The sequence below is a fragment of the Azohydromonas sediminis genome, assembly GCF_003574675.1.
GTDB classification, from domain to species: Bacteria; Pseudomonadota; Gammaproteobacteria; order Burkholderiales; family Burkholderiaceae_C; genus Calidifontimicrobium; species Calidifontimicrobium sediminis.
This window is the reverse complement of record NZ_QOAZ01000029.1, coordinates 1-19,176: the sequence shown is the minus strand read 5'-3', so window position 1 is coordinate 19,176 and position 19,176 is coordinate 1. Positions and strand designations below refer to the sequence as shown.

Annotated in this window: 20 protein-coding genes; 10 read left to right on the top strand and 10 right to left on the bottom strand. The window is 73.3% G+C overall.

What is annotated here, in order from left to right; all coding sequences use genetic code 11:
• Nucleotides 1–39: 39 nt before the first annotated feature.
• The 3 genes from murB (at nucleotide 40) to DRV96_RS13870 (ending at nucleotide 2,952) form a co-directional block, all read left to right on the top strand.
• Nucleotides 40–1,092 (top strand): UDP-N-acetylmuramate dehydrogenase, encoded by a 1,053-nt coding sequence (gene murB, locus DRV96_RS13880; RefSeq protein WP_119292129.1) that lies wholly within the window; start codon nucleotides 40–42, stop codon nucleotides 1,090–1,092.
• A 10-nt stretch (nucleotides 1,093–1,102) separates the two neighbouring features.
• Complete coding sequence (locus DRV96_RS13875) at nucleotides 1,103–2,032, top strand: helix-turn-helix domain-containing protein (protein WP_119292127.1); 930 nt, start codon at nucleotides 1,103–1,105, stop codon at nucleotides 2,030–2,032.
• A 167-nt stretch (nucleotides 2,033–2,199) separates the two neighbouring features.
• Complete coding sequence (locus DRV96_RS13870; RefSeq protein ID WP_119292125.1) at nucleotides 2,200–2,952, top strand: hypothetical protein; 753 nt, start codon at nucleotides 2,200–2,202, stop codon at nucleotides 2,950–2,952.
• 22 nt (nucleotides 2,953–2,974) lie between these two features.
• Here DRV96_RS13870 and argG read toward each other — a convergent pair whose 3' ends face one another.
• The 5 genes from argG to DRV96_RS13845 all read right to left on the bottom strand — a co-directional run bounded on the left by argG (nucleotide 2,975) and on the right by DRV96_RS13845 (nucleotide 9,891).
• A complete protein-coding gene (argG, locus tag DRV96_RS13865) occupies nucleotides 2,975–4,315 on the bottom strand; it encodes an argininosuccinate synthase (protein WP_119292123.1) in 1,341 nt (446 codons plus the stop codon).
• 98 nt (nucleotides 4,316–4,413) lie between these two features.
• Complete coding sequence (locus DRV96_RS13860) at nucleotides 4,414–4,686, bottom strand: GNAT family N-acetyltransferase (protein ID WP_119292121.1); 273 nt, start codon at nucleotides 4,684–4,686, stop codon at nucleotides 4,414–4,416.
• A gap of 20 nt (nucleotides 4,687–4,706) precedes the next feature.
• Complete coding sequence (locus DRV96_RS13855) at nucleotides 4,707–5,261, bottom strand: YaeQ family protein (RefSeq protein ID WP_119292119.1); 555 nt, start codon at nucleotides 5,259–5,261, stop codon at nucleotides 4,707–4,709.
• 163 nt (nucleotides 5,262–5,424) lie between these two features.
• Nucleotides 5,425–6,774 carry a sodium-dependent transporter gene (locus DRV96_RS13850; protein ID WP_119292118.1) on the bottom strand — a complete coding sequence of 450 codons (1,350 nt, stop codon included), beginning with the start codon at nucleotides 6,772–6,774 and terminating at the stop codon, nucleotides 5,425–5,427.
• 45 nt (nucleotides 6,775–6,819) lie between these two features.
• A complete protein-coding gene (locus DRV96_RS13845) occupies nucleotides 6,820–9,891 on the bottom strand; it encodes a PAS domain-containing protein (RefSeq protein ID WP_119292117.1) in 3,072 nt (1,023 codons plus the stop codon).
• 156 nt (nucleotides 9,892–10,047) lie between these two features.
• On the opposite strand from DRV96_RS13845, the gene DRV96_RS13840 reads away from it, so the two are divergent.
• Both DRV96_RS13840 and DRV96_RS13835 read left to right on the top strand, forming a co-directional pair.
• The gene (locus DRV96_RS13840; protein WP_119292116.1) at nucleotides 10,048–11,073 is read left to right on the top strand and encodes a methionine synthase; all 1,026 of its coding nucleotides are present in this window, start codon (nucleotides 10,048–10,050) and stop codon (nucleotides 11,071–11,073) included.
• Entirely contained in the window at nucleotides 11,070–11,825 is a 756-nt protein-coding gene (locus DRV96_RS13835; RefSeq protein WP_119292114.1) for a 2OG-Fe dioxygenase family protein, read from the top strand. Before DRV96_RS13840 ends, DRV96_RS13835 begins: the two co-directional genes overlap by 4 nt.
• A gap of 24 nt (nucleotides 11,826–11,849) precedes the next feature.
• Here the strand turns inward: DRV96_RS13835 and DRV96_RS13830 are convergent, their stop codons facing one another.
• Nucleotides 11,850–12,053 carry a hypothetical protein gene (locus DRV96_RS13830; RefSeq protein WP_119292112.1) on the bottom strand — a complete coding sequence of 68 codons (204 nt, stop codon included), beginning with the start codon at nucleotides 12,051–12,053 and terminating at the stop codon, nucleotides 11,850–11,852.
• Between the two features lie 120 nt (nucleotides 12,054–12,173).
• Nucleotides 12,174–12,857 (bottom strand): DUF502 domain-containing protein, encoded by a 684-nt coding sequence (locus tag DRV96_RS13825; protein WP_119292110.1) that lies wholly within the window; start codon nucleotides 12,855–12,857, stop codon nucleotides 12,174–12,176.
• 311 nt (nucleotides 12,858–13,168) lie between these two features.
• Here DRV96_RS13825 and DRV96_RS13820 point away from each other — a divergent pair, with 311 nt between their 5' ends.
• Nucleotides 13,169–14,425 carry a cation:proton antiporter gene (locus DRV96_RS13820; protein WP_119292108.1) on the top strand — a complete coding sequence of 419 codons (1,257 nt, stop codon included), beginning with the start codon at nucleotides 13,169–13,171 and terminating at the stop codon, nucleotides 14,423–14,425.
• A complete protein-coding gene (locus DRV96_RS13815; protein ID WP_119292107.1) occupies nucleotides 14,422–15,549 on the top strand; it encodes a YbdK family carboxylate-amine ligase in 1,128 nt (375 codons plus the stop codon). The genes DRV96_RS13820 and DRV96_RS13815 overlap by 4 nt, the downstream gene beginning before the upstream one ends.
• Before the next feature lie 28 nt (nucleotides 15,550–15,577).
• On the opposite strand, the gene DRV96_RS13810 is transcribed toward DRV96_RS13815, so the two are convergent.
• Nucleotides 15,578–15,997: a secondary thiamine-phosphate synthase enzyme YjbQ gene (locus DRV96_RS13810; RefSeq protein WP_119292106.1), complete on the bottom strand. Its 420-nt coding sequence runs from the start codon at nucleotides 15,995–15,997 to the stop codon at nucleotides 15,578–15,580.
• Between the two features lie 121 nt (nucleotides 15,998–16,118).
• Here DRV96_RS13810 and DRV96_RS13805 point away from each other — a divergent pair, with 121 nt between their 5' ends.
• Nucleotides 16,119–17,081 carry a metallophosphoesterase gene (locus DRV96_RS13805; RefSeq protein ID WP_119292105.1) on the top strand — a complete coding sequence of 321 codons (963 nt, stop codon included), beginning with the start codon at nucleotides 16,119–16,121 and terminating at the stop codon, nucleotides 17,079–17,081.
• 46 nt (nucleotides 17,082–17,127) lie between these two features.
• Here DRV96_RS13805 and DRV96_RS13800 read toward each other — a convergent pair whose 3' ends face one another.
• On the bottom strand, nucleotides 17,128–17,619 hold the full coding sequence (locus DRV96_RS13800) for a CDP-archaeol synthase (protein WP_119292104.1): 492 nt from the start codon (nucleotides 17,617–17,619) through the stop codon (nucleotides 17,128–17,130).
• 58 nt (nucleotides 17,620–17,677) lie between these two features.
• Here DRV96_RS13800 and DRV96_RS13795 point away from each other — a divergent pair, with 58 nt between their 5' ends.
• Nucleotides 17,678–18,244: a CDP-alcohol phosphatidyltransferase family protein gene (locus DRV96_RS13795; protein WP_162911061.1), complete on the top strand. Its 567-nt coding sequence runs from the start codon at nucleotides 17,678–17,680 to the stop codon at nucleotides 18,242–18,244.
• A 40-nt stretch (nucleotides 18,245–18,284) separates the two neighbouring features.
• Here the strand turns inward: DRV96_RS13795 and DRV96_RS13790 are convergent, their stop codons facing one another.
• Nucleotides 18,285–18,521: a GDCCVxC domain-containing (seleno)protein gene (locus DRV96_RS13790; protein WP_119292102.1), complete on the bottom strand. Its 237-nt coding sequence runs from the start codon at nucleotides 18,519–18,521 to the stop codon at nucleotides 18,285–18,287.
• 287 nt (nucleotides 18,522–18,808) lie between these two features.
• Between DRV96_RS13790 and DRV96_RS13785 the strand changes: the two genes are divergently transcribed.
• On the top strand, nucleotides 18,809–18,967 hold the full coding sequence (locus DRV96_RS13785; RefSeq protein WP_210757053.1) for a DUF3149 domain-containing protein: 159 nt from the start codon (nucleotides 18,809–18,811) through the stop codon (nucleotides 18,965–18,967).
• Nucleotides 18,968–19,176: the final 209 nt, after the last annotated feature.

Below are 19,176 nucleotides of genomic sequence, written 5' to 3'. Positions count from 1 at the left end.
CGCGGCAGTCGGATAGGGACGATCGACGAAAATTCTGCCATGCACGATCCCGCGCCCCGAGACCTCGCCGTCGAGCGCAACGTCAGTCTGCGTGAGTTCAACACGTTCGGACTGCCGGCGGTCGCCAGCGCGCTGGTGCGCATCACGAGCGACGCCGACGTGCGCCGGCTGCTCGCCGACCCCGAACTCGGGCGGCGGCCCAAGCTCGTGCTCGGTGGCGGCAGCAACCTCGTGCTCACGCGCGACGTGCCGCACGTCGTGCTCAAGGTCGAGGTGCGCGGGCGGCGCGTCGTCGAGGTGCGCGACGACGCCGTCGTCGTCGAGGCCGGCGCCGGCGAGAACTGGCACGAGTTCGTCGCGTGGACGCTCGACGAAGGGCTGCCCGGGCTCGAGAACCTGGCGCTGATCCCCGGCACCGTCGGCGCCGCGCCGGTGCAGAACATCGGCGCCTACGGGCTCGAGCTGGCCGATCGCTTCGAGTCGCTCGACGCGGTCGACCTCGTCACCGGCCGCAGCGTCACGCTCGACGCCGCCGCGTGCCGCTTCGGCTACCGCGACAGCGTGTTCAAGCACGAAGGCTTCGGCGGGCTGGCGGGCAAGAGCCTGATCACGCGCGTGCGCCTGCGGCTGCCGCGGCCGTGGCGGCCGGTGCTCGGCTACCTCGACCTCGAGCGCAAGATGCAAGAGACCGGCGTCACGGCGCCCGACGCGCGCACGATCTTCGACTGGGTATGCGCGATCCGCCGCGCCAAGCTGCCCGACCCGGCGCAGCTCGGCAACGCCGGAAGCTTCTTCAAGAACCCCGTCGTCACGGCCGAGCAGTGCCGCGACATCATCGGCCGCGACCCGCACGTCGTGCACTACGTGCTGCCCGACGGGCGCTGCAAGCTCGCCGCCGGCTGGCTGATCGACGCCTGCGGCTGGAAGGGCAAGTCGATCGGCCGCGCCGGCGTCTACGACAAGCAGGCGCTGGTGCTCGTCAACCGCGGTGGCGCCAGCGGCGCCGAGGTCGTCACGCTCGCGCGCGCGATCCAGGAGAGCGTCTACGGGCGCTTCGGCATCCGGCTCGAGCCCGAGCCGGTGGTCGTGTAGACGGCCGGCGATGGTCGCGGCGCGCCTGCGCGCACGGCCGGCACGCGCCGGCGACGTGCCCGCCTGCGTCGAGCTGCTGGCGCGCGAGGGCGCGCGTGGCGCCTGGCTCGACGTCGCGTGGCTGCAGGCGCTGCTGACGCAGCGCCGGCTGCTGTGGTACGTGTTCGAGGAGGCCGCCGAGCCCCGGGCGATTGTGCGCGGGTGCGGCATCAGCGGCTTCGTGCCGGCCGCGCGGGCCATGCAGGCGCTGCGCGAGGGCGCCGGCGACTGGGTCGAGGCCCTGCTCGGCGCCGGCCGCGATGGGGCGGCGCCAGCGCTGCTCGACCGTGCCGGTCAGGCGCACTGGCGCGCAGCGGCTGCGCTGGCCGGCGTGGCGCTGAACTTCGCGATCGACACGGCCCCGGGCGCGCCGGCCGACGCCGTGGCGGCGCTGGCGCAGACGGTTTTCGTGCAGGCGCACAGTGGCTACGGTCTCGCGCTGATGCTCGCCGAGGTGCGGCCGTGGGAGGGCAAGGCGCCGGCCTACCGTGCATCGCTGCGGGCGATGGGCTGTGCCGAGACCGCGCCGTGCTCGCGCAGCGGCACGCAGCTGCTGTGGCTGGATGCGCAGCGCATCGCCGAAGCACCGTACCACGTGCTGCAGCCGCTGTTCTTGCGCGATGCACCGCGCTTGGGGCTGACGCCGGCGCAGCAGGACGTGCTCGAACTCGCGGTGCTGGGCGCCGACGACCGCAGCATCGCGCTGGCGCTGGGCGTGTCGCCGCACACGCTGCACAAGCGCTGGCGGGCGATCCACGCGCGCGCCGACGCCGTGCTCGGCCACGCGCCGCCGCCGGCAGGCTCGCTGCCGCGGCGTGGCGCCGAGAAGCGCGCACCCCTCGTCGAGTACGTGCGCCTACATCCGCAGGAAATCCGTCCCTGGCCGCCGCGGCGCCGCTGAGTGTGCGCAAGGCCGTCGGCTGGTGGGACCCTTTTTGAGGCCTTCCGGGGCGAATCGCTTGTCCCTAACGTTCAAGGGCACGTCGTGGCTGCTGCGGCCGCGCCGTGCAGGCGTCAGTCTGGCAATCGACGGGGGGAACAGGGATGGGGACGTGGTGCAAGCCAGCGTTGAAGATCGTGGCCGGCGTGCTGGCGCTGTCGCTCGCCGGCTGCGGGGGTGGGGGCGGCGATGTGCCGACGCTGGTCGTCAAGGGATCGGCATCGGCGGTGGCCACGGTGTCGGCGTCGTCGTGGCAGCGCCTGCTGGCGCTGGCCGGCCTCGGTGCCGTGCACGCCGACGTGACCACCGCGGGTTCGCCCACGGTGCTGAAGATGCGTTTCCACGCGCTGCGCCTCAGCGCCAACGCCGACTGCAGCGGTCCGTACCTGACGGTGCAGGTCTTCGATCCGCCGCGCGAGTTCGACCTCGTCGCCGCACCGACGCTGTTCGAGGGCTCGCCGCCGCCGGGCACGTACCGCTGCATCGTCTTCGAAGCCGACGACCACCTTGCCGTCGTGCCCGACGCCGTCGCCCAGGCGGCGTTTCCGGGCCGCTGTCGCGCCGGCGTCGAACACGTCACCGACCTGTACCGCAGCGGCGATCCGCCGTTTCGCGACCTGGCTGGCGCCACGATCGAGGCGCGCGGCTCGCGCGGCGCACCCGTCGTCGACCGCGTGCACTTCTTCGCGACGACCGATCCCGCGGCGGCGCAGGCGCGCAGCGGCGGGCCGGCAGCGACGCAGACGCTGCCGCTGACGTCGGCCCTCGTCGTGCCGGGGCGCACGACGCTGTACGTCGACGCCACCGACGGCCTGCTCGGCGACACCGAGGACGGTGTCGACTACTGCGTCGTCGAGGCCGGGCGGATGGGATTCCGCTGAAGCGGCAGCAGCGGCGGCCGCGTCAGCGCCCGTCGCTGCCGTCGCCCAGCCGCGGCAGCGGTGCGCCGTGCCCGAGCGACAGCAGCCCGGCGCGCGCGTAGATGCCCAGCTTGTCGCGCGTGTCGACGATGTCGAGGTTGCGCATCGTCAGCTGGCCGATGCGGTCGGCCGGCGTGAACATCGACTCGCCCTTTTCCATCGTCAGCCGCTCGGGGTGGTAGGTCAGGTTCGGGCTCTCGGTGTTCAGGATCGAGTAGTCGTTGCCGCGCCGCAGCTCGAGCGTGACCTCGCCGGTGATCGCGCGCGCGACCCAGCGCTGCGCCGCCTCGCGCAGCATGATGGCCTGCGGGTCGAACCAGCGGCCCTGGTACAACAGGCGGCCGAGCTTGCGGCCGTTGTCGCGGTACTGCTCGATCGTGTCCTCGTTGTGGATGCCGGTGACGAGCCGCTCGTAGGCGATGAACAGCAGCGCCATGCCCGGCGCCTCGTAGATGCCGCGGCTCTTGGCCTCGATGATGCGGTTCTCGATCTGGTCGCTCATGCCCAGCCCGTGCCGGCCGCCGATGCGGTTGGCTTCGAGCATCAGGCTCACCGGGTCGTCGAAGGTCTGCCCGTTGAGCGCCACCGGGCAGCCCTCGTCGAAGCGTACCGTCACCGTCTCGCGCTTCACGTCGACGTCGTCGCGCCAGAACGCCACGCCCATGATCGGCTGCACGATCTGGATGCCGCTGTCCAGCCGCTCGAGGTCCTTGGCCTCGTGCGTCGCGCCGAGCAGGTTCGAGTCGGTCGAGTACGCCTTCTCGACGCTCATCTTGTAGTCGAAGCCGTGCGCGATCAGGAACTCGCTCATCTCCTTGCGCCCGCCGAGCTCGTCGATGAAGGTCTGGTCGAGCCACGGCTTGTAGATCTTCAGCGCTGGGTTCGCGAGCAGCCCGTAGCGGTAGAAGCGCTCGATGTCGTTGCCCTTGTAGGTGCTGCCGTCGCCCCAGATGTGGACGTCGTCTTCCCGCATCGCCGCCACCAGCATCGTGCCCGTGACGGCGCGGCCGATCGGCGTCGTGTTGAAGTAGGTCACGCCGGCGGTCGAGATGTGAAACGCGCCGCACTGCAGCGCAGCGATGCCCTCGGCCACCAGCTGCGCGCGGCAGTCGACGAGCCGCGCGCGCTCGGCGCCGTAGGCCAGCGCGCGCTTCGGGATCGCGTCGTAGTCGGGCTCGTCGGGCTGGCCGAGGTTGGCGGTGTAGGCGTAGGGCACGGCGCCCTTCTTGCGCATCCACAGCAGCGCGGCGCTGGTGTCGAGACCGCCGGAGAACGCGATGCCGACCTTCTGGCAGGCGGGCAGGCTTTGGAGGATCGTGGCCATGGGATTCGCTGGGGTGGGGCGGCGCGCAGGGGGGCGCCGCGAAAAAGTCTTATTGTCGCTGCCCCGCGGCGGGGTCCGCGCGCCGCGCCGGCTGCGACTCAGCGCTCGAGCAGGTCCTGCGTCTCGGGATGTCGTCGCATGTAGACGGCGACGTAGCTGCACAGCGGCCGCACGCGCAGCCCCTCGGCGCGCGCCCAGTCGAGCGCGGCCTGGACGAGCCGCGCGGCGATGCCGCGGCCCTGCAATTCGGGCGGCACTTCGGTGTGCGTCATCAGCAGCACGTCGCCCTGGCGACGGTAGGCACACACGCTGAGATGGCCGTCCAAAAGGACCTCGAAGCGCGAGCGCTCGGGGCGGTGCACGATGTCCATCGTCGTCGGGTGCGTGAAATTCAGGCCGGGAACAGCCGCCGCGGCACCAGCTCGACGGCACGCTCGCCGTCGCCGACCCACACGTGGCCGTCCTGCACCGTGACTTGCAACTGCATCGAGCGCTGCGCGAGGGTGGCGAGCTCGCGCGACGCGTCGCTGGCCAGCTGCCAGACCTCGAGGTTCGTGCAGCGCGCGACGCGCGCGGCCAGCGGCGCCCACCACAGCGCCACCGACGCGCTGTAGGCCAGCACCGTGACGCGCTCGGCGCGCCCGCACGCCTTCAGCAGCCGGCGTTCGTCGGGCTGGCCGACCTCGATCCAGTGCACCATCGCGCCGGTGAGGTCGTGCTGCCACAGGTCCGGCTCGTCGGTGTCGGACAGGCCGCGCGCCATCTCGAGCCGCCCGCGCGTCTCGTCGGGCGGCACCTGCAGCGCGAACGCGAGCAGCCTCACCATCAGCCGTTCGTCGGTCTGCGACGGGTGGCGCGCCAGCGTCAGCGCATGGTCGGCGTACAGCGCGCGGTCCATGTCGGCGATGGCCACCTGGGCCTTGTAGACGGTGGACTTCAGTGCCATCGGCAGGTCGTGCGCGCGCAGGTGCGCCGGCAGGCCCGGTGCCCGCCTCGGGGGTCGGCGCTCGGCGTCGCGGCAAGCGGCATGGGGGTGGGGGTCACGAAGGGCGTGCGCACTGTGCCACAGCCCACGGTCCGTGGGCCGGTGATCGAGGGCCGGGCAGCGGTCAGGCGCCGACGACGCCGAGCGCGCGCAGCAGCACGAGCGCGATGACGCCCGGCGCCCCGTAGCGCAGCACGGCATGCCACGCGCCGGCCCACGGCGCGCGCAGCGTGCTCGCGCGCCGCGCCTCGTGCGCCGACCACACCCAGCCGACGAATGCGGCGATCAGCAGGCCGTTGAGCGGCATCAGCACGTTCGAGGCGACGAAGTCCATCGCGTCGAGCACGCCGAGGCCGGCGATGCGCACGCCGCCGAGCCAGCCGAAGCTCAGCGCCGCCGGCAGCCCGAGCACGAAGATCGCGGCGCCGGCGGCCAGCGCCGCGCGCGGCCGTCGCGTGCGACCGCGGTCGACGACGAACGCGACGACGACCTCGAGCAGCGAGATCGCCGAGGTCAGCGCGGCCACCGCGAGCAGGCCGAAGAACGCGGCGCCGAACACGCGGCCGAACGGCATCTGCGCGAACACCTGCGGCATCGTGACGAACGCCAGCGCCGGCCCGGCGGCCGGGTCGAGACCGAACGAGAACACCGCCGGGAACACCATCACGCCGGCGACGACGGCGAACCCCGTGTCGCCGGCGACGATGGCCACCGCGGGGCGCAGCAGCGCACGCCCGCGCGGCAGGTAGCCGCCGTAGGTCACCATCACGCCGCACGCCAAGCCGAGCGAGAAGAAGGCCTGCCCCATCGCCGCGAGGTAGACGTCGGCGCGCGCGAGCGCGTTCCAGTCGGGGGCGAAGACGAAGGCCAGCCCGTCGCGCGCGCCGGGCAGCGACAGCGAGTAGCCGGCCAGCACGACAAGCACGAGCGCCAGCAGCGGCATCAGCCACGTGGTCGCGGCCTCGATGCCGCGCTGCACCCCGGCGCCGACGATCGCCACGCACGCGGCCATCACCGCGGCCTGCCACGCCACGGGCTGCGGCGACGCGAGGAAGGCCTCGAACGCCACGGACGCGTCGGAGAGGCCGGTGCCGCCGAGCAGGTAGACCACGAAGAACTTCAGCGTCCAGCCGGCGATCACGGCGTAGTAGGCGAGGATCAGCGTCGCCACCGCGATGCCGGGCAGCCCGGCGCGGCGCCACGCGCGGCGCGGCGCGACGGCGGCGAACGCCGCCTCGGGGCCGCGCTGCGCGGCGTGGCCGAGCGCGAACTCGGCAAGCATCAGCGGCAGTCCGACCGCGGCAACGAACAGCACGTAGACGATCAGGAACGCGCCGCCGCCGTGCTCGCCGGCCACGTACGAGAAGCGCCACACGTTGCCGATGCCCACCGCCGCGCCGAGCGTGGCCAGCACGAAGCCGACGCCGCTGCGCCAGTGCTCGCGTTCGTCGGTGGGGCCGCCGGCGCTCGTCATACGGCCATTGCATCACGGCCGAAGCCGCGGCGGCCGCGGGCCGTGTCAGTCCGGCGTCGCGGGGCCGAACAGCAGGTCGAGCGACTTCATGAACGCGCGGAAGTCCAGCGGCTTGGTCCAGTAGTCGGCGAAACCGGCGGCCAGCGCGCGCTCGATGTCCTGCGGCATCGCGTTGGCCGACAGCGCGATGCACGGGATGTCGGCGGTGCGCGGGTCGGCGCGCAGCCGGCGCAGCACTTCGTGGCCGTCGAAGTCGGGCAGCTGCATGTCGATGAGGATCAGGTCGGGGTGCTGCACCTGCGCCGCGCGCACGCCGCCCTCGCCGTCGGCGGCGCTGTCCAGGCGCAGGTCGGGCCGGCGCGCGATCAGCTCCTGCACGATCATCAGGTTGACCGGGTTGTCTTCGATGTACAAAAGCCGCTTGCGGCGCGCCCCGGCCAGCGCTGTGGTCGTCGGCGTGTCGTCGAACAGCGGCACCGGCACCGTTTCGGGCTCGTCGGCGGTGGCGGCCGGCAGCTCGACCTCGAAGCGGCTGCCGACACCGGGCTCGCTGGCCACGTCGATGCGCCCGTCCATGCGCTCGACCAGTGCCTTGACGATCGCCAGCCCGATGCCGGTGCCCTCGATGCCCTCGCGCTCGGCGCCGAGGCGGTTGAACGGCTCGAACAGGTGGCGGCGCTGCGCGGCGGTCAGGCCGCGGCCGCTGTCGGCCACCGTGATGCGCACGCGCCGGCGCGACACGTCGCCGGTGACGGCGGCCTCGACGCGCACCCAGCCGCCGGTGCGGTTGTACTTGATCGCGTTGGACAGCAGGTTCACGAGGATCTGCCGCAGCCGCGTCGCGTCGGCGTGCACGCGCGCGGCCAGCGCGCCGAGCTCGATCTTCACGTCGCGCGCGCGCGCCGCCTGCTCGACCAGCGGCAGCGTCTCGACAACGAGGCGCTCGAGCACGACGGCGCCGGGCTCGAGCCGCAGCTCGCCGCTGTCGACGCGCGACAGGTCGAGCACGTCGTTGATCAGCGACAGCAGGTGGCGCCCGGCCGACTCGATGTGGCGCAGGCGCCCCAACTGCGACGCGACGTCGCCGCGGCCGGCGTCGTGGATCAGCAGCTGCGTGAATCCGAGCACGGCGTTCAGCGGCGTGCGCAGCTCGTGGCTCATGCGCGCGAGGAAGCGGCTCTTGGCCTCGCTCTCGCGCTGCGCGATGAGCTTCTCGCGCAGCGCGGCCTCGGCGGTCTTGACCTCGGTGACGTCCCAGTTGATGCCGATGCGCCGCGCGCCGCGTCCTTCGGCGGCCGGCACGAGCACCGAGCGCGACGCCAGCCAGTGCCAGCTGCCGTCGGGCCAGCGCACGCGGAACTCGACCTGCGTGGGCAGCTGCGCGACGTCGGCGCGCGCATACAGGCCCTGCACGCGCGGCAGGTCGTCGGGGTGCACCAGCGCGAGGCGCTCGGCTTCGCCGAGCGCGCGCGCACCGGGCGGCAGCCCGCGCAGCGCGAACATCTGCGCGTCCCACGTCGCCTCGCCGGTGTCGAGGTCGACCTCCCAGGTGCCGATGCCCACGCCCCGGGTGATCAGCTCGGCGCGCTGGTTCGCGCGCCGCAGCGCCTGCATCGCCTCGTGCTGCTCGGTGACGTCGAGCGCGACGCCGAACAGCCGCCGGCAGTCGGTGCGCTGGCGGTCGACGTCGGCGCGCAGCACGATCCAGCGCGTGCTGCCGTCGCGGCGCAGCGTGCGCAGCTCGACTTCGAGCGGCTCGTCGCCGGCCTTCAGGTAGGCCTTCGCGCGCGCGAGCACCTGCTCGCGGTCGTCGGGGTGCACGCAGCGTCCGACCCATTCGGCCAGCGACGGCGGGCGCGGCTCGCCGACCATGTCGAACAGCTCGTACATCTGCGCGTTCCAGTCGGTCTCGTCGGTCGTGACCGTCGTAGACCAGATGCCCACGCGCGCCGCGCGCGCGGCGGCCTCGAGCCGCGCGGCCAGTTCGAGCGAGCGCGCCGTGCGCTCGACCTGCTCGGTCATGTCCAGCGCGACGCCGACGAAGGCCACCGGCTGGCCGGCGGCGTCGCGCTCGAGCACGCGGCGCATGAACAGGTAGCGCCAGCGCCCGTCGGCGTGGAGGAAGCGCGCCTGTTCGTCGCTCGGCTCGCCGGTGGCGTACGTGCGCTTGGACGACGCGATGACGGCCGGCAGGTCGTCGGGGTGGATCCACGAGCGCACCTCGGCCAGGTCGATGCCGTCGGGGCGCATCGGCAGGCCCAGGATCTGGAACGCGCGCGCGTCGTAGTAGGCGCGGTCGGTGCGCAAGTCGTGCCGCCACACGCCGATGCGAGCCACGTCGAGCGCGAGGCGCAGCTGCTGCTGCGTGCTCTCGACCGAGCGCGCGAGCTCGAACGCCTCGGTGTCGTCCATCATCACGCCGACGACGCGCTCGGGCCGGCCGTCGGCGCCGTCGATCACGCGCCACTGCGAGTGCAGCCGGCGCACGCCGCCGTCGGCGCGCCGCACGCGAAAGCGCGCGTGGTAGGTGCCGGCGCGCTGCAGCGACGCGCGGAACGTCTCGTCGAGCCGGTCCTCGGGCGGCACACGGGCGATCGCGGCGGCGAAGTTCGGCGTCCCCTCGGTCGGCTCCATGTCCCAGAAGCGGAACATGTGCCGGTCCCAGCGGCCCTCGAGCGTGCGCACGTCGCGCTCCCAGGTGCCGATGCGGCCGAACTCCTGCACGAGGTCGAGCCTGGCGGCGAGCTGGCGCTGCTCGCTCACGTCGGCCAGCGACGCGACGAAGCGCCGCTCGCCCGCACCCGCCAGCGGGCGCAGGTGCACGCGGTACGCGTGTGCGCCGCCGCGGCCGTCGGCGGTCTCGAACACGGCGGCGTCGAGGCGGCCGTCACCGGCCAGTGCGTCGAGCAGCGCGCGCGGCTGCGACCAGCCGAACAGATCGGGCAGCGGCCGCCCGCGGGCGGCGTCGGCCTCGACGCCGGCCAGCGCGGCGGCGCCGGGGCTCAGCCACTGCACCCGCGCCTGCGCATCGAGCAGCGCGACGGCGCAGTCGGGCAGCGTCAGCCATGCGTCGATGGCGTCGCGCCAGGGCGACGTCGAGGCATCGGGAGCGGTCATCGCGCGAGGGCTGGAACGGCAGGCACGCCGGCTCGGCGCGTGGCCAGTCTACCGAGGCGCTGCGTGCGCGCCTAGCCGTCGCGTCGTGCGGCGCGGCCGTGCGCTGGGTCACGCGCCGGCACCGGCTATGCTGCGGGCCCCCGAGGAGACCCGACGATGTTCGACACCGCGATCGCCGGCAGCCTGCCCAAGCCCGGCTGGCTGGCCGAGACCCACAAGCTGTGGCCCCAGTGGCGCCTCGAAGGCGACGCGCTGGCCGAGGCGCAGCTCGACGCGACGCTGCTGTGGATCAAGCGGCAGGAAGACGCCGGGCTGACGGTGATCGGCGACGGCGAGCAGGCGCGCCAGCACTTCGTGCACGGCTTCCTCGAGCACGTCGAGGGCATCGACTTCGAGCACAAGGTCGAGATGGGCATCCGCGCCGACCGCTACAAGGCGATGGTGCCGCAGGTCGTCGCGCCGCTGCGCCTGAAGGGGCGCGTGCACGCCGCCGAGGCGCGGCTGCTGCGCGCGCACACGACGCGCAAGACCAAGTTCACGCTGCCCGGGCCGATGACGATCGTCGACACGGTGGCCGACCGCTACTACGGCGACCGCGTGACGATGGCGTTCGCGTTCGCCGAGCTGCTGAACCAGGAGGCGCTCGCGCTGCAGGCCGACGGCATCGACGTGATCCAGTTCGACGAGCCCGCGTTCAACGTCTACCTCGCCGAGGCGGCCGACTGGGGCGTCAAGGCGCTCGAGCGCGCGGCGCAGGGGCTGACGTGCAAGACCGCGGTGCACATCTGCTACGGCTACGGCATCGAGGCCAACGTGCAGTGGAAGAAGACGCTCGGCGACGAGTGGCGCCAGTACGAGCGCGTGTTCCCGGCGCTCGCGAAGAGCACGATCGACCAGGTCAGCCTCGAATGCATCCACTCGCACGTGCCGCCCGAGCTGATGGCGCTGCTGGCCGGCAAGGACGTGATGGTCGGCGTGATCGACGTCGCCAGCGACACGGTCGAGACGCCCGAGGAGGTCGCCGCGACGATCGCCACCGCACTGCGCCACGTGCCGGCGCAGCGCCTGATCGCGTGCACGAACTGCGGCATGGCGCCGATGGACCGCGCCGTGGCCGAGGCCAAGCTGCGCGCGCTCGTGCAAGGCGCGGCGCTGGCGCGTGAGCGGCTGGCCAGCCGATGAACGCGCTGCTGCCGCCGCGCGTGGTCGCGCCGTCGCAGGTCGACGCCGTCTTGCGCGAGCGCGGCTTCGCCGTGCTCGGCGCCGCCGGGCTGTGCGCGCTGCTCGGGCCCGACGCGAGCCCGGCACGGCTCGACGCGTGGTGGCCGTTCTGGGACCGCCTGCCGCCCGACACCCACCTGCGCGACGGCGGGCGCTACCGCTTTCGCCGCCACTCGTGCTTCGTCGTCGATGGCGACGTCGTCGAGCCGGTGCCGCACCGCGCGCACTGGCAGCCGGTCGAGTACAACGCGCTGCACGGCGGCATCGAGCGCTGGTTCGAGCCGATCGAGCCGGCGCTGGCCGCCGACCCGCTGTGGACGCGTCTGCTCGCGGTGACGGCCGCGCGCGCGAGCGCGCTGCGCGGCGCACGGCGCTGGTACGTTGAGGCGCACCCGTTTCGCATCGACACCGCCTCCGGCATCGGGCGCCCGACTCCCGAGGGTGCGCACCGTGACGGCGTCGATCTGGTCGCGGTGATCCTCGTGCATCGCGTCGGCGTCAAGGGTGGCGAGACGCGCGTGTTCGACGCCGACGGGCCGCGCGGCGAACGCTTCACGCTCGCCGAGCCGTGGAGCGTACTGTGGCTCGACGACGCGCGCGTGATCCACGAGACGACGCCGATCCAGCCGCTCGACGCGGCGCGGCCCGGCTTTCGCGACACGCTCGTGCTGACCTGCCGCGCCGGCGGCTTCCAGGGACCCGAGGGGCACTGACGCGGCGCGTGCGCCCGCCGGCGCTCAGGCCGGCAGCGTGGCCAGCAGCCGGCGCGCGCGCTCGCGCAGCGTCGCGCAGTTCGACGCGATGCCGAGCTGCAGGCAGTGGCGCGCATAGTCGCGGTCGGCCTGCAGGCGCTCCAGGTGCACCGGGTGGCCCGCTGCGGCCATCAGCCACTTGAAGTCGACCCACTCGAGCAGGTCCGCGGGGCATGCGGTGGCGTTCATCGCGGTCCTTCCAAACACAAGCGATTGGACCGCGGCGCGCGACGCACGATCGGCGCTGCGGACCGAGAGGGCTCTCTACTCCGCCTGCGCCCCGCGCGTGAAGCCGGCACCCGCGCTCGCTCAGACCGGGCGGTCTGCCGGCTGCGCCGGCGTTGCGCGCGGCAGGTACTGCGACGAGGTCACGCCCATCGAGACGTAAATGCTCGTCAGCGCCTCGACGCCGACCTCGGCCGGCGTCACCCAGTGCTCGGGCACCCACAGCAGCCCGCCGCCGACCGGCACCGGCGCGGTCGGCACGAGCACGGCGATGCAGCGTCGCCCGTCGATCAGCACCGGCTCGGCGTTGGACAGCAGCGCCAGCGCGATCGCACCGCCCGGCCCGCCGAAGTGGCACCACACCGGACGCATCGACTTCAGGCCGCCTTCGGCCGCGTTGCCGCGCTGCGCCACGAGCTCGACCATGCGGCGGATCAGCGCGTAGACGGTGTTGACGAGCGGGATGCGCGTGACGAGCGCGTCGACCAGCCGTGCCAGCCCGCGCTGCAGCCCGGCCTCGACGAGCAGGCCGAGGCCGAAGATCGCGGCGGCGACGATGCCCACGCCGACCAGGTAGCCGATCAGTTCCGAGCCGGTGACGCCGAAGCCGATCGCCTTGAGCACCTGCCCGAACAGGCTGTCCGGGCCGAGCCAGCCCAGCAGCAGCCTGGCGGCCCACACGAAGATGAGGATCGTCGGGGCCAGCGGCAGCGCGGCGAGCAGGCCGGTGGCGAAGATGCGAAGCAGGGTGCGCGTGCTGGCGGTCATGGTGCGTCCTCGCGGGCGTGGGCGGCGGGCGGCGGCAAGGCGGCCGATTATGCGAACCCGCTGCCGCGGCGCCCGTGCCCCGGCGCGCCGCGCCATCACGCGGATGCGCGCGGCGCGAAACGAATTGGCGCCAGAAGAGCGCCGTTGTCTGCACGATGCCGGCCCGAACGCGATGCGGGGGCATCCTGCGCAGCGGTGCCGATGCGGTGTATGGTCGCACCCCCGCCTCACCGACGAGCTCCACCGCCCCCGATGCCACCGCCCCGTTGCCGACCCACGCCACCGCGCGGCCCGTGCCGCGAGTGCCTGCGATGACGCCGGCCGAGCTGTGGGCGACGTGGGTCGCGAGCCCGTGGTCGCTGCGGCCCGACACGCTGCTCGGCGCGGCGCTGCTGCTCGTGCTCGCGGCACTGCTCGGCGAGCTGCTGTGGCGCGCGCTGCGCTGGCCGCGGCTGATGGGTTACGTCGCCATCGGCGTCGTGCTGGCGCTGGCCGGCGTGCGCGCCGACCCCGACGAGCCGGCGGTGCGGCTGGTGATCGACGTCGCGCTGGCGCTGCTGCTGTTCGAGACCGGCGCGCGGCTGAACCTGCGCTGGCTGGTGCGCAACCCGTGGCTGCTGGCCAGCGGGCTGCTCGAGGTGGTGCTGTCGGCGGTCGCGGTGTATCTGACGGCGCGCGCGTTCGGGCTCGGCCTGCAGGTCTCGGCCGTGCTGGCGCTGATCGCGATGAGCGTGTCGCCGGCCGTGGTGCAGCGCGTCGTCGGCGAGTGCGGCGCCGCCGGGCAGGTCACCGAGCGGCTGCTCGCGCTGACGGCGCTGAACACGCTGCTCGCGGTGCTGGCGATCAAAGCGCTGAGCGCCGGGCTGCTGCTCAGCCGGCCCGACACGTGGCAGACCGCGCTGCCGGCGGTGACGATCTCGCTGGCCGGCTCGTTCCTGCTCGGCGTCGCGCTCGGCTCGGCGATCGCGTGGATCGCGCGCCGGCTCGACCTGCGCAACGAGAACGCCGTGGTGCTGCTGCTCGGGTTCGTGCTGCTGGCCATCGTGGTCGCGAAGGCGCTGCACCTGTCGGCGCTGCTGGTGCCGCTGCTCGCGGGCCTGTGGCTGCGCAACCGCACCGACCGCCCGTGGGTGTGGCCGCGGCACTTCGGCAGCGCCGGCGGCGTGCTCGTGCTGGCGCTGTTCGTCGCGGTCGGGTCGGCGTGGTCGCCGGCCGACGCGCCGGCGCTCGTCGGGCTCGCGGCGGCGCTGCTCGCGGCGCGCTGGGTGGCCAAGGCGGCCGCGGTGTTCGTGCTCGCGCGGCCTTCGGGGCTCGCGTGGCGGCAGGCGGCGAGCCTGAGCGCCGGGCTGCTGCCGATGTCGGCCACCGCGTGGGTGCTGGCGCTGGACTTCGGCGCCGCGCACCCCGACACCGGCGCCGTCGTGATGCCGCTGCTGCTGACGGCGCTGGCGCTCGTCGAGCTCGTCGGACCGCTCGTGCTGTGGTATGCGCTGCGCACTGCCGGCGAGCTCGACGTGGCCGACACCCCCGACGCCCGCAGCGTCGCCGGGCCGAGGAGGACCGCATGAGCCTGGGCGAGTTCGCGATCTCGAAGCCGTTCACGCTCGGCGTCGAGCTCGAGCTGCAGATCGTCAACCGCCACGACTACGACCTGACGCCCGGTGCCGCCGACCTGCTGCGCCTCGTCGAGCGCCACAAGATGGCCGCCGACGTGAAACCCGAGATCACGAGCAGCATGATCGAACTGTCGACGGGCGTGTGCGAGCGCCACCCGCAGGTCATCGAGCAGCTGCACGAGGTGCGCGACGTGCTCGTCGAGTGCGCCGGCCAGCAGAACCTGCGCCTGTGTGGCGGCGGCACGCACGCGTTCCAGGACTGGAGCCGCCGCCGCATCTTCGACACGCCGCGCTTCCACCATGTCTCGCAGCTGTACGGCTACCTGTCGAAGCAGTTCACCGTGTTCGGCCAGCACGTGCACATCGGCTGCCCGAGCCCCGACCAGGCGCTGTGGCTGCTGCACGCGATGAGCCGCTTCGTGCCGCACGTGATCGCGCTGTCGGCGTCGTCGCCGTACGTGCAGGGCTACGACACCGGCTTCCACTCGGCGCGGCTCAATTCGGTGTTCGCGTTCCCGATGTCGGGCCGCGCGCCGTACGTGCTGACCTGGGACGGCTTCAAGGCCTACTTCGAGAAGATGACGCGCACCGGCGTCGTCGAGTCGATGAAGGACTTCTACTGGGACATCCGCCCGAAGCCCGAGTTCGGCACGATCGAGGTGCGCGTGATGGACACGCCGCTGACGGTCGAGAAGGCCGCCGCGATCGCGGTGTACCTGCAGTGCGTCGCGCGCTGGCTGGTGCTCGAGCGCCCGTTCGAGCCGCACGAGGACGACTACCTCGCCTACACCTACAACCGCTTCCAGGCCTGCCGCTTCGGCCTCGACGGCGAGGTCGTCGACCCGCGCACCGCCGAGCACCAGACGCTGCGCACGCTGATCGCGCAGACGCTGCGCGACGTCGAGATGCACGCCATCGAGCTGCGCGCCGAGCGCGGGCTGGCGCTGATCCGCGACCAGCTCGCGAGCCACCACGGCACCGACGCGAACTGGCTGCGTGCGATCCAGGCCGACGAGCACTACCTGCCCGAAGTCGTGCGCCGGCAGTGCCTGCGCTTCGAGGGGCAGGGGAGCTGAGTACGGCGGCCGGCCGGCGCTCGGCGCCTCACTCGCCGATCAGGTGCAGCACCACCTGCCGCACGTGCGCGCGCCGCCGGTGTTCGTAGACGTAGACCGCCTGCCAGGTCCCGAGCGCCATCCGCCCCGCGACGACGGGCACCGCGAGCTGCGTGGCCGTCAGCGCGGCGCGTACGTGCGCCGGCATGTCGTCGGGGCCCTCGCTGCGGTGGCGAAACAGCGCGTCGCCGTCGGGCACGAGGCGCGCGAGGAAGCGCTCGAGGTCGGACTGCACGTCGGGGTCGGTGTTCTCCTGGATTAGCAGGCTGGCCGACGTGTGGCGGATGAACAGGGTCAGCAGCCCGGTCGCGATCCCGGTGGCGTCGACCCAGCGCGCGACCGCCGGCGTGATGTCGGTCAGGCCGCGGCCCGGCGTGGTGATCTCGAGCGTGGTGTGCGACTGGCGCATGGCGACGCGGCGGCGTGGCTGGCGATGCGGCGATGATGCCCGTACCGCCCGGCCGGCGCGGTGTCGTGCTCCGGTAGAGTCGCACGCCAGCCGCGGGGCCACGACGCCGCGGCGACGCACGATGCAACTGTCGGACTGCAGCGAGGAGGAGCAGGCGGGGCTCGCACGCCTAGAGGCGCGCATCGGCCGCACGCACCTGCGCCAGCGCCTGGGCCTCGAGGGCGAGCACGAGGCGCACGTCGTGCGGCCCGGCACGCACTTCTTCCACCTCGAGAACTGGTACTCGGTGCACGGGCTGATCCGCGGCGTGCTGACGCTGGCCGGGCTGCACGGGCGCGGGCGGCGCAACGTGCTCGACATCCGCCGCCGCGAGCACGACGTGCCGCTGCCGGGCCTGCCGGCACCGTTCGACGGCTTCACGCTGCTGCACCTGAGCGACCTGCACCTGGACCTCAGCGACGCCTTCGTCGACCGCCTGATCGAGCGCGTGCGCGGCCTTGCGCACGACGCGTGCGTGCTCACCGGCGACTTCCGCTTCCGCACCTTCGGCCCCTACGCGCCCGCGCTCGCGGCGCTGGCGCGCCTGCGCCCGCACCTGGGCGAGCGCGTGTGGGCCGTGCTCGGCAACCACGACACGATCCGCATGGTGCCGGGCATCGAGGCGCTGGGCATCCGCGTGCTGATGAACGAGTCGGTGCGCATCGAGCGCGGCGGCGCGTCGATCGTGCTGGCCGGCATCGACGACGCGCACTACTTCCGCACGCACAACCTGCACGCGGCGGCGGCCGACATGCACGCCGGCGACTGCGCGATCCTGCTGTCGCACACGCCCGAGCCGTACCGCCAGGCCGCGCACGCCGGCTTCGCGCTGATGCTCAGCGGCCACACGCACGGCGGCCAGATCTGCCTGCCCGGCGGCGTGCCGATCCTCACCGACTCCGACGCGCCGCGCGCGCTCGCGCGCGGGCCCTGGCAGCACCAAGGCATGCGCGGCTACACGTCGGTGGGCTGCGGCGCGTCGGTGGTCGACGTGCGGCTGAACTGTCCGCCCGAGGTCGCGCTGCACCGGCTGCGCCGGGCCTGACAGCGGGCAGGCAAGACGGCCTTCCGTGCGGCCTTCGGTACGCCCTTCAGTACGGCCGCTCGTGCAGCCCGAGCCGGTGCGCGAGCCACGCGACCGGCCGCTGCAGCACGAAGAATGCCGCCGTCACCGCCGCGACCTGCAGCCACGACAGGTCGAGCGCGCCGCGCGCCACGAGCAGCGGCAGCAGTGCCTCGGGCACCTGGTCGAGCCCCGTCGCGCGGCCGCTGGGCGCGACGCCCAGGCGCCGCTTGACGAAGCTCGACAGCGCGTCGCCGGCCATCGCCGCCGCGCCGACGGTCGCACCGAGGGCCGCCGGCAGGCCGAACAGCGCGGCGGCCAGCGTCGTCGCGAGCACGGACGCGACGACGCCGCGCACCGTCTTCGCCGGCCCGAGCAGCGGGCGGCCGTCGATGAAGCGCAGCCCGCCGTCGAGCGGCGCGCTCCAGCGCGCGCCGAGCACGCGCTTGGCCGCCACCGGCGCCGCGTTGGCCACGCCGAGCAGCACCAGCGCGCGCAGCCCGCTCCACACCTCGTCCATCGTGGGCGCGATGCTAGCCGTGCGCCGTCGCGCGCCGCGTTGGCGTAGGCTTGCGCCCATGCCCGCCGCGCTCAACGTGCCCAACGCGATCACGCTCGTGCGCTTCGCGCTCGTGCCGGCGATCGCGCACGCGCTGCTCACCGACGCGTGGGCGCACGCGTGCGCGCTGTTCGTCGTCTCGGCGGTGTCCGACGTCGCCGACGGCTTCATCGCGCGACGCTGGAACCTGCGCACGCGCTTCGGCGCCGTCGCCGACCCGCTGGCCGACAAGCTGACGATGCTCGTCGTCGCGCTGCTGCTCGCGGGGCAGGGGGCGCTGCCGTGGTGGTTCGCGCTCGCGGTGGTCGCGCGCGACGTGCTGATCGTCGGCGGCGCGCTGGCGTACCACCTGCGGCACGGCGCGTTCGAGGTGGCGCCCAGCCGCGTGTCCAAGCTCAACACCGGGCTCGAGTTCGCGCTGCTGCTCGGCGTACTGGCCGCGGGTGCCGGCGTCGTGCCCGACGGTGCGTGGCTCGACGCGCTGCTCGCCGCGACGCTCGCGACGATCGTGTGGTCGGGGGCCGACTACGTGGTCGTCTGGAGCCGCAAGGCGGCGCGGGCGCGGCGGTCGGCGCTGTCGCGCTGAACGGCGCCTGCCGGCGCCGCGGCGGTGACTGCGGCGCCGTTCAGCCGCAGCAGCCGGTGCCGCAACCGGTGCCGCCGCGCTGCTGCTGCACCGGCGGGCACGGCACCGAGCCGTACGAACAGAACACGCAGCAGTCGCCCGGCTTCGGCCGCAGCACGCTCTTGCAGTGCTCGCACTCGTAGAAGAACTGGCAGGCGTTGGTCGTCATGACTTCGCGCCGGGCGTGGCCGCACACGGGGCACGTCAGCACCGATTCGAGCCGGGGGGTGGTCGTCATCGCGTCGAAGTCCTGGGGGTGGCGGCACCGTCGGTCGGGGCCTCGATCGAGGCCGGCACGATCGGCGCCAACGGGTGATGGACCGCGCAGTCTACGGGCCTGCCTCGCCACGGCGTCGAGCGGTGCGACGACGGCCGCGCCGTCGCTGGGCAGGCGTGCGAGCCCACTCGTTTTTGACGCCGATCAGACTTGCGCGAGATGACAGGAGCCCTTTGGTCTGGATCAAACCCGCCGGCGGCGATGGCGGATCAGATGCAGTTCGTGTGATGCACCAACCGGAGCCCGCGATGCATGCGCTGATCGACTTCTTCTCCACCGACTACGGCCTGATGAGTGCCGGCGTGATCGCCTTCATGCTCGGCATGGGTGTGTTCTACGTGCGCTTCTTCGTCTCGCACATCCACGACGAGGAGCAGCGCGCGCAGCGCCCCGGCGCCCCGCGCTGAAGCGCCGCAGCGGCCTGCCGGCTCAGAGGCTGAGAGGCAATTGATCGCCGCAGACGCCCGTCGAGTTGGCCTCAAAGCCAGAGGAACGAACGTCACGCGGCGCTGCTGCGCGGATGATGTCGCTGCGACGGGCTCGTGCGCGCTTCGCAGCGCTTGATGCGGGTCGATTTCTCATCTTCCGCACCCCTTACGCGGCCGCCAGGGCCGCT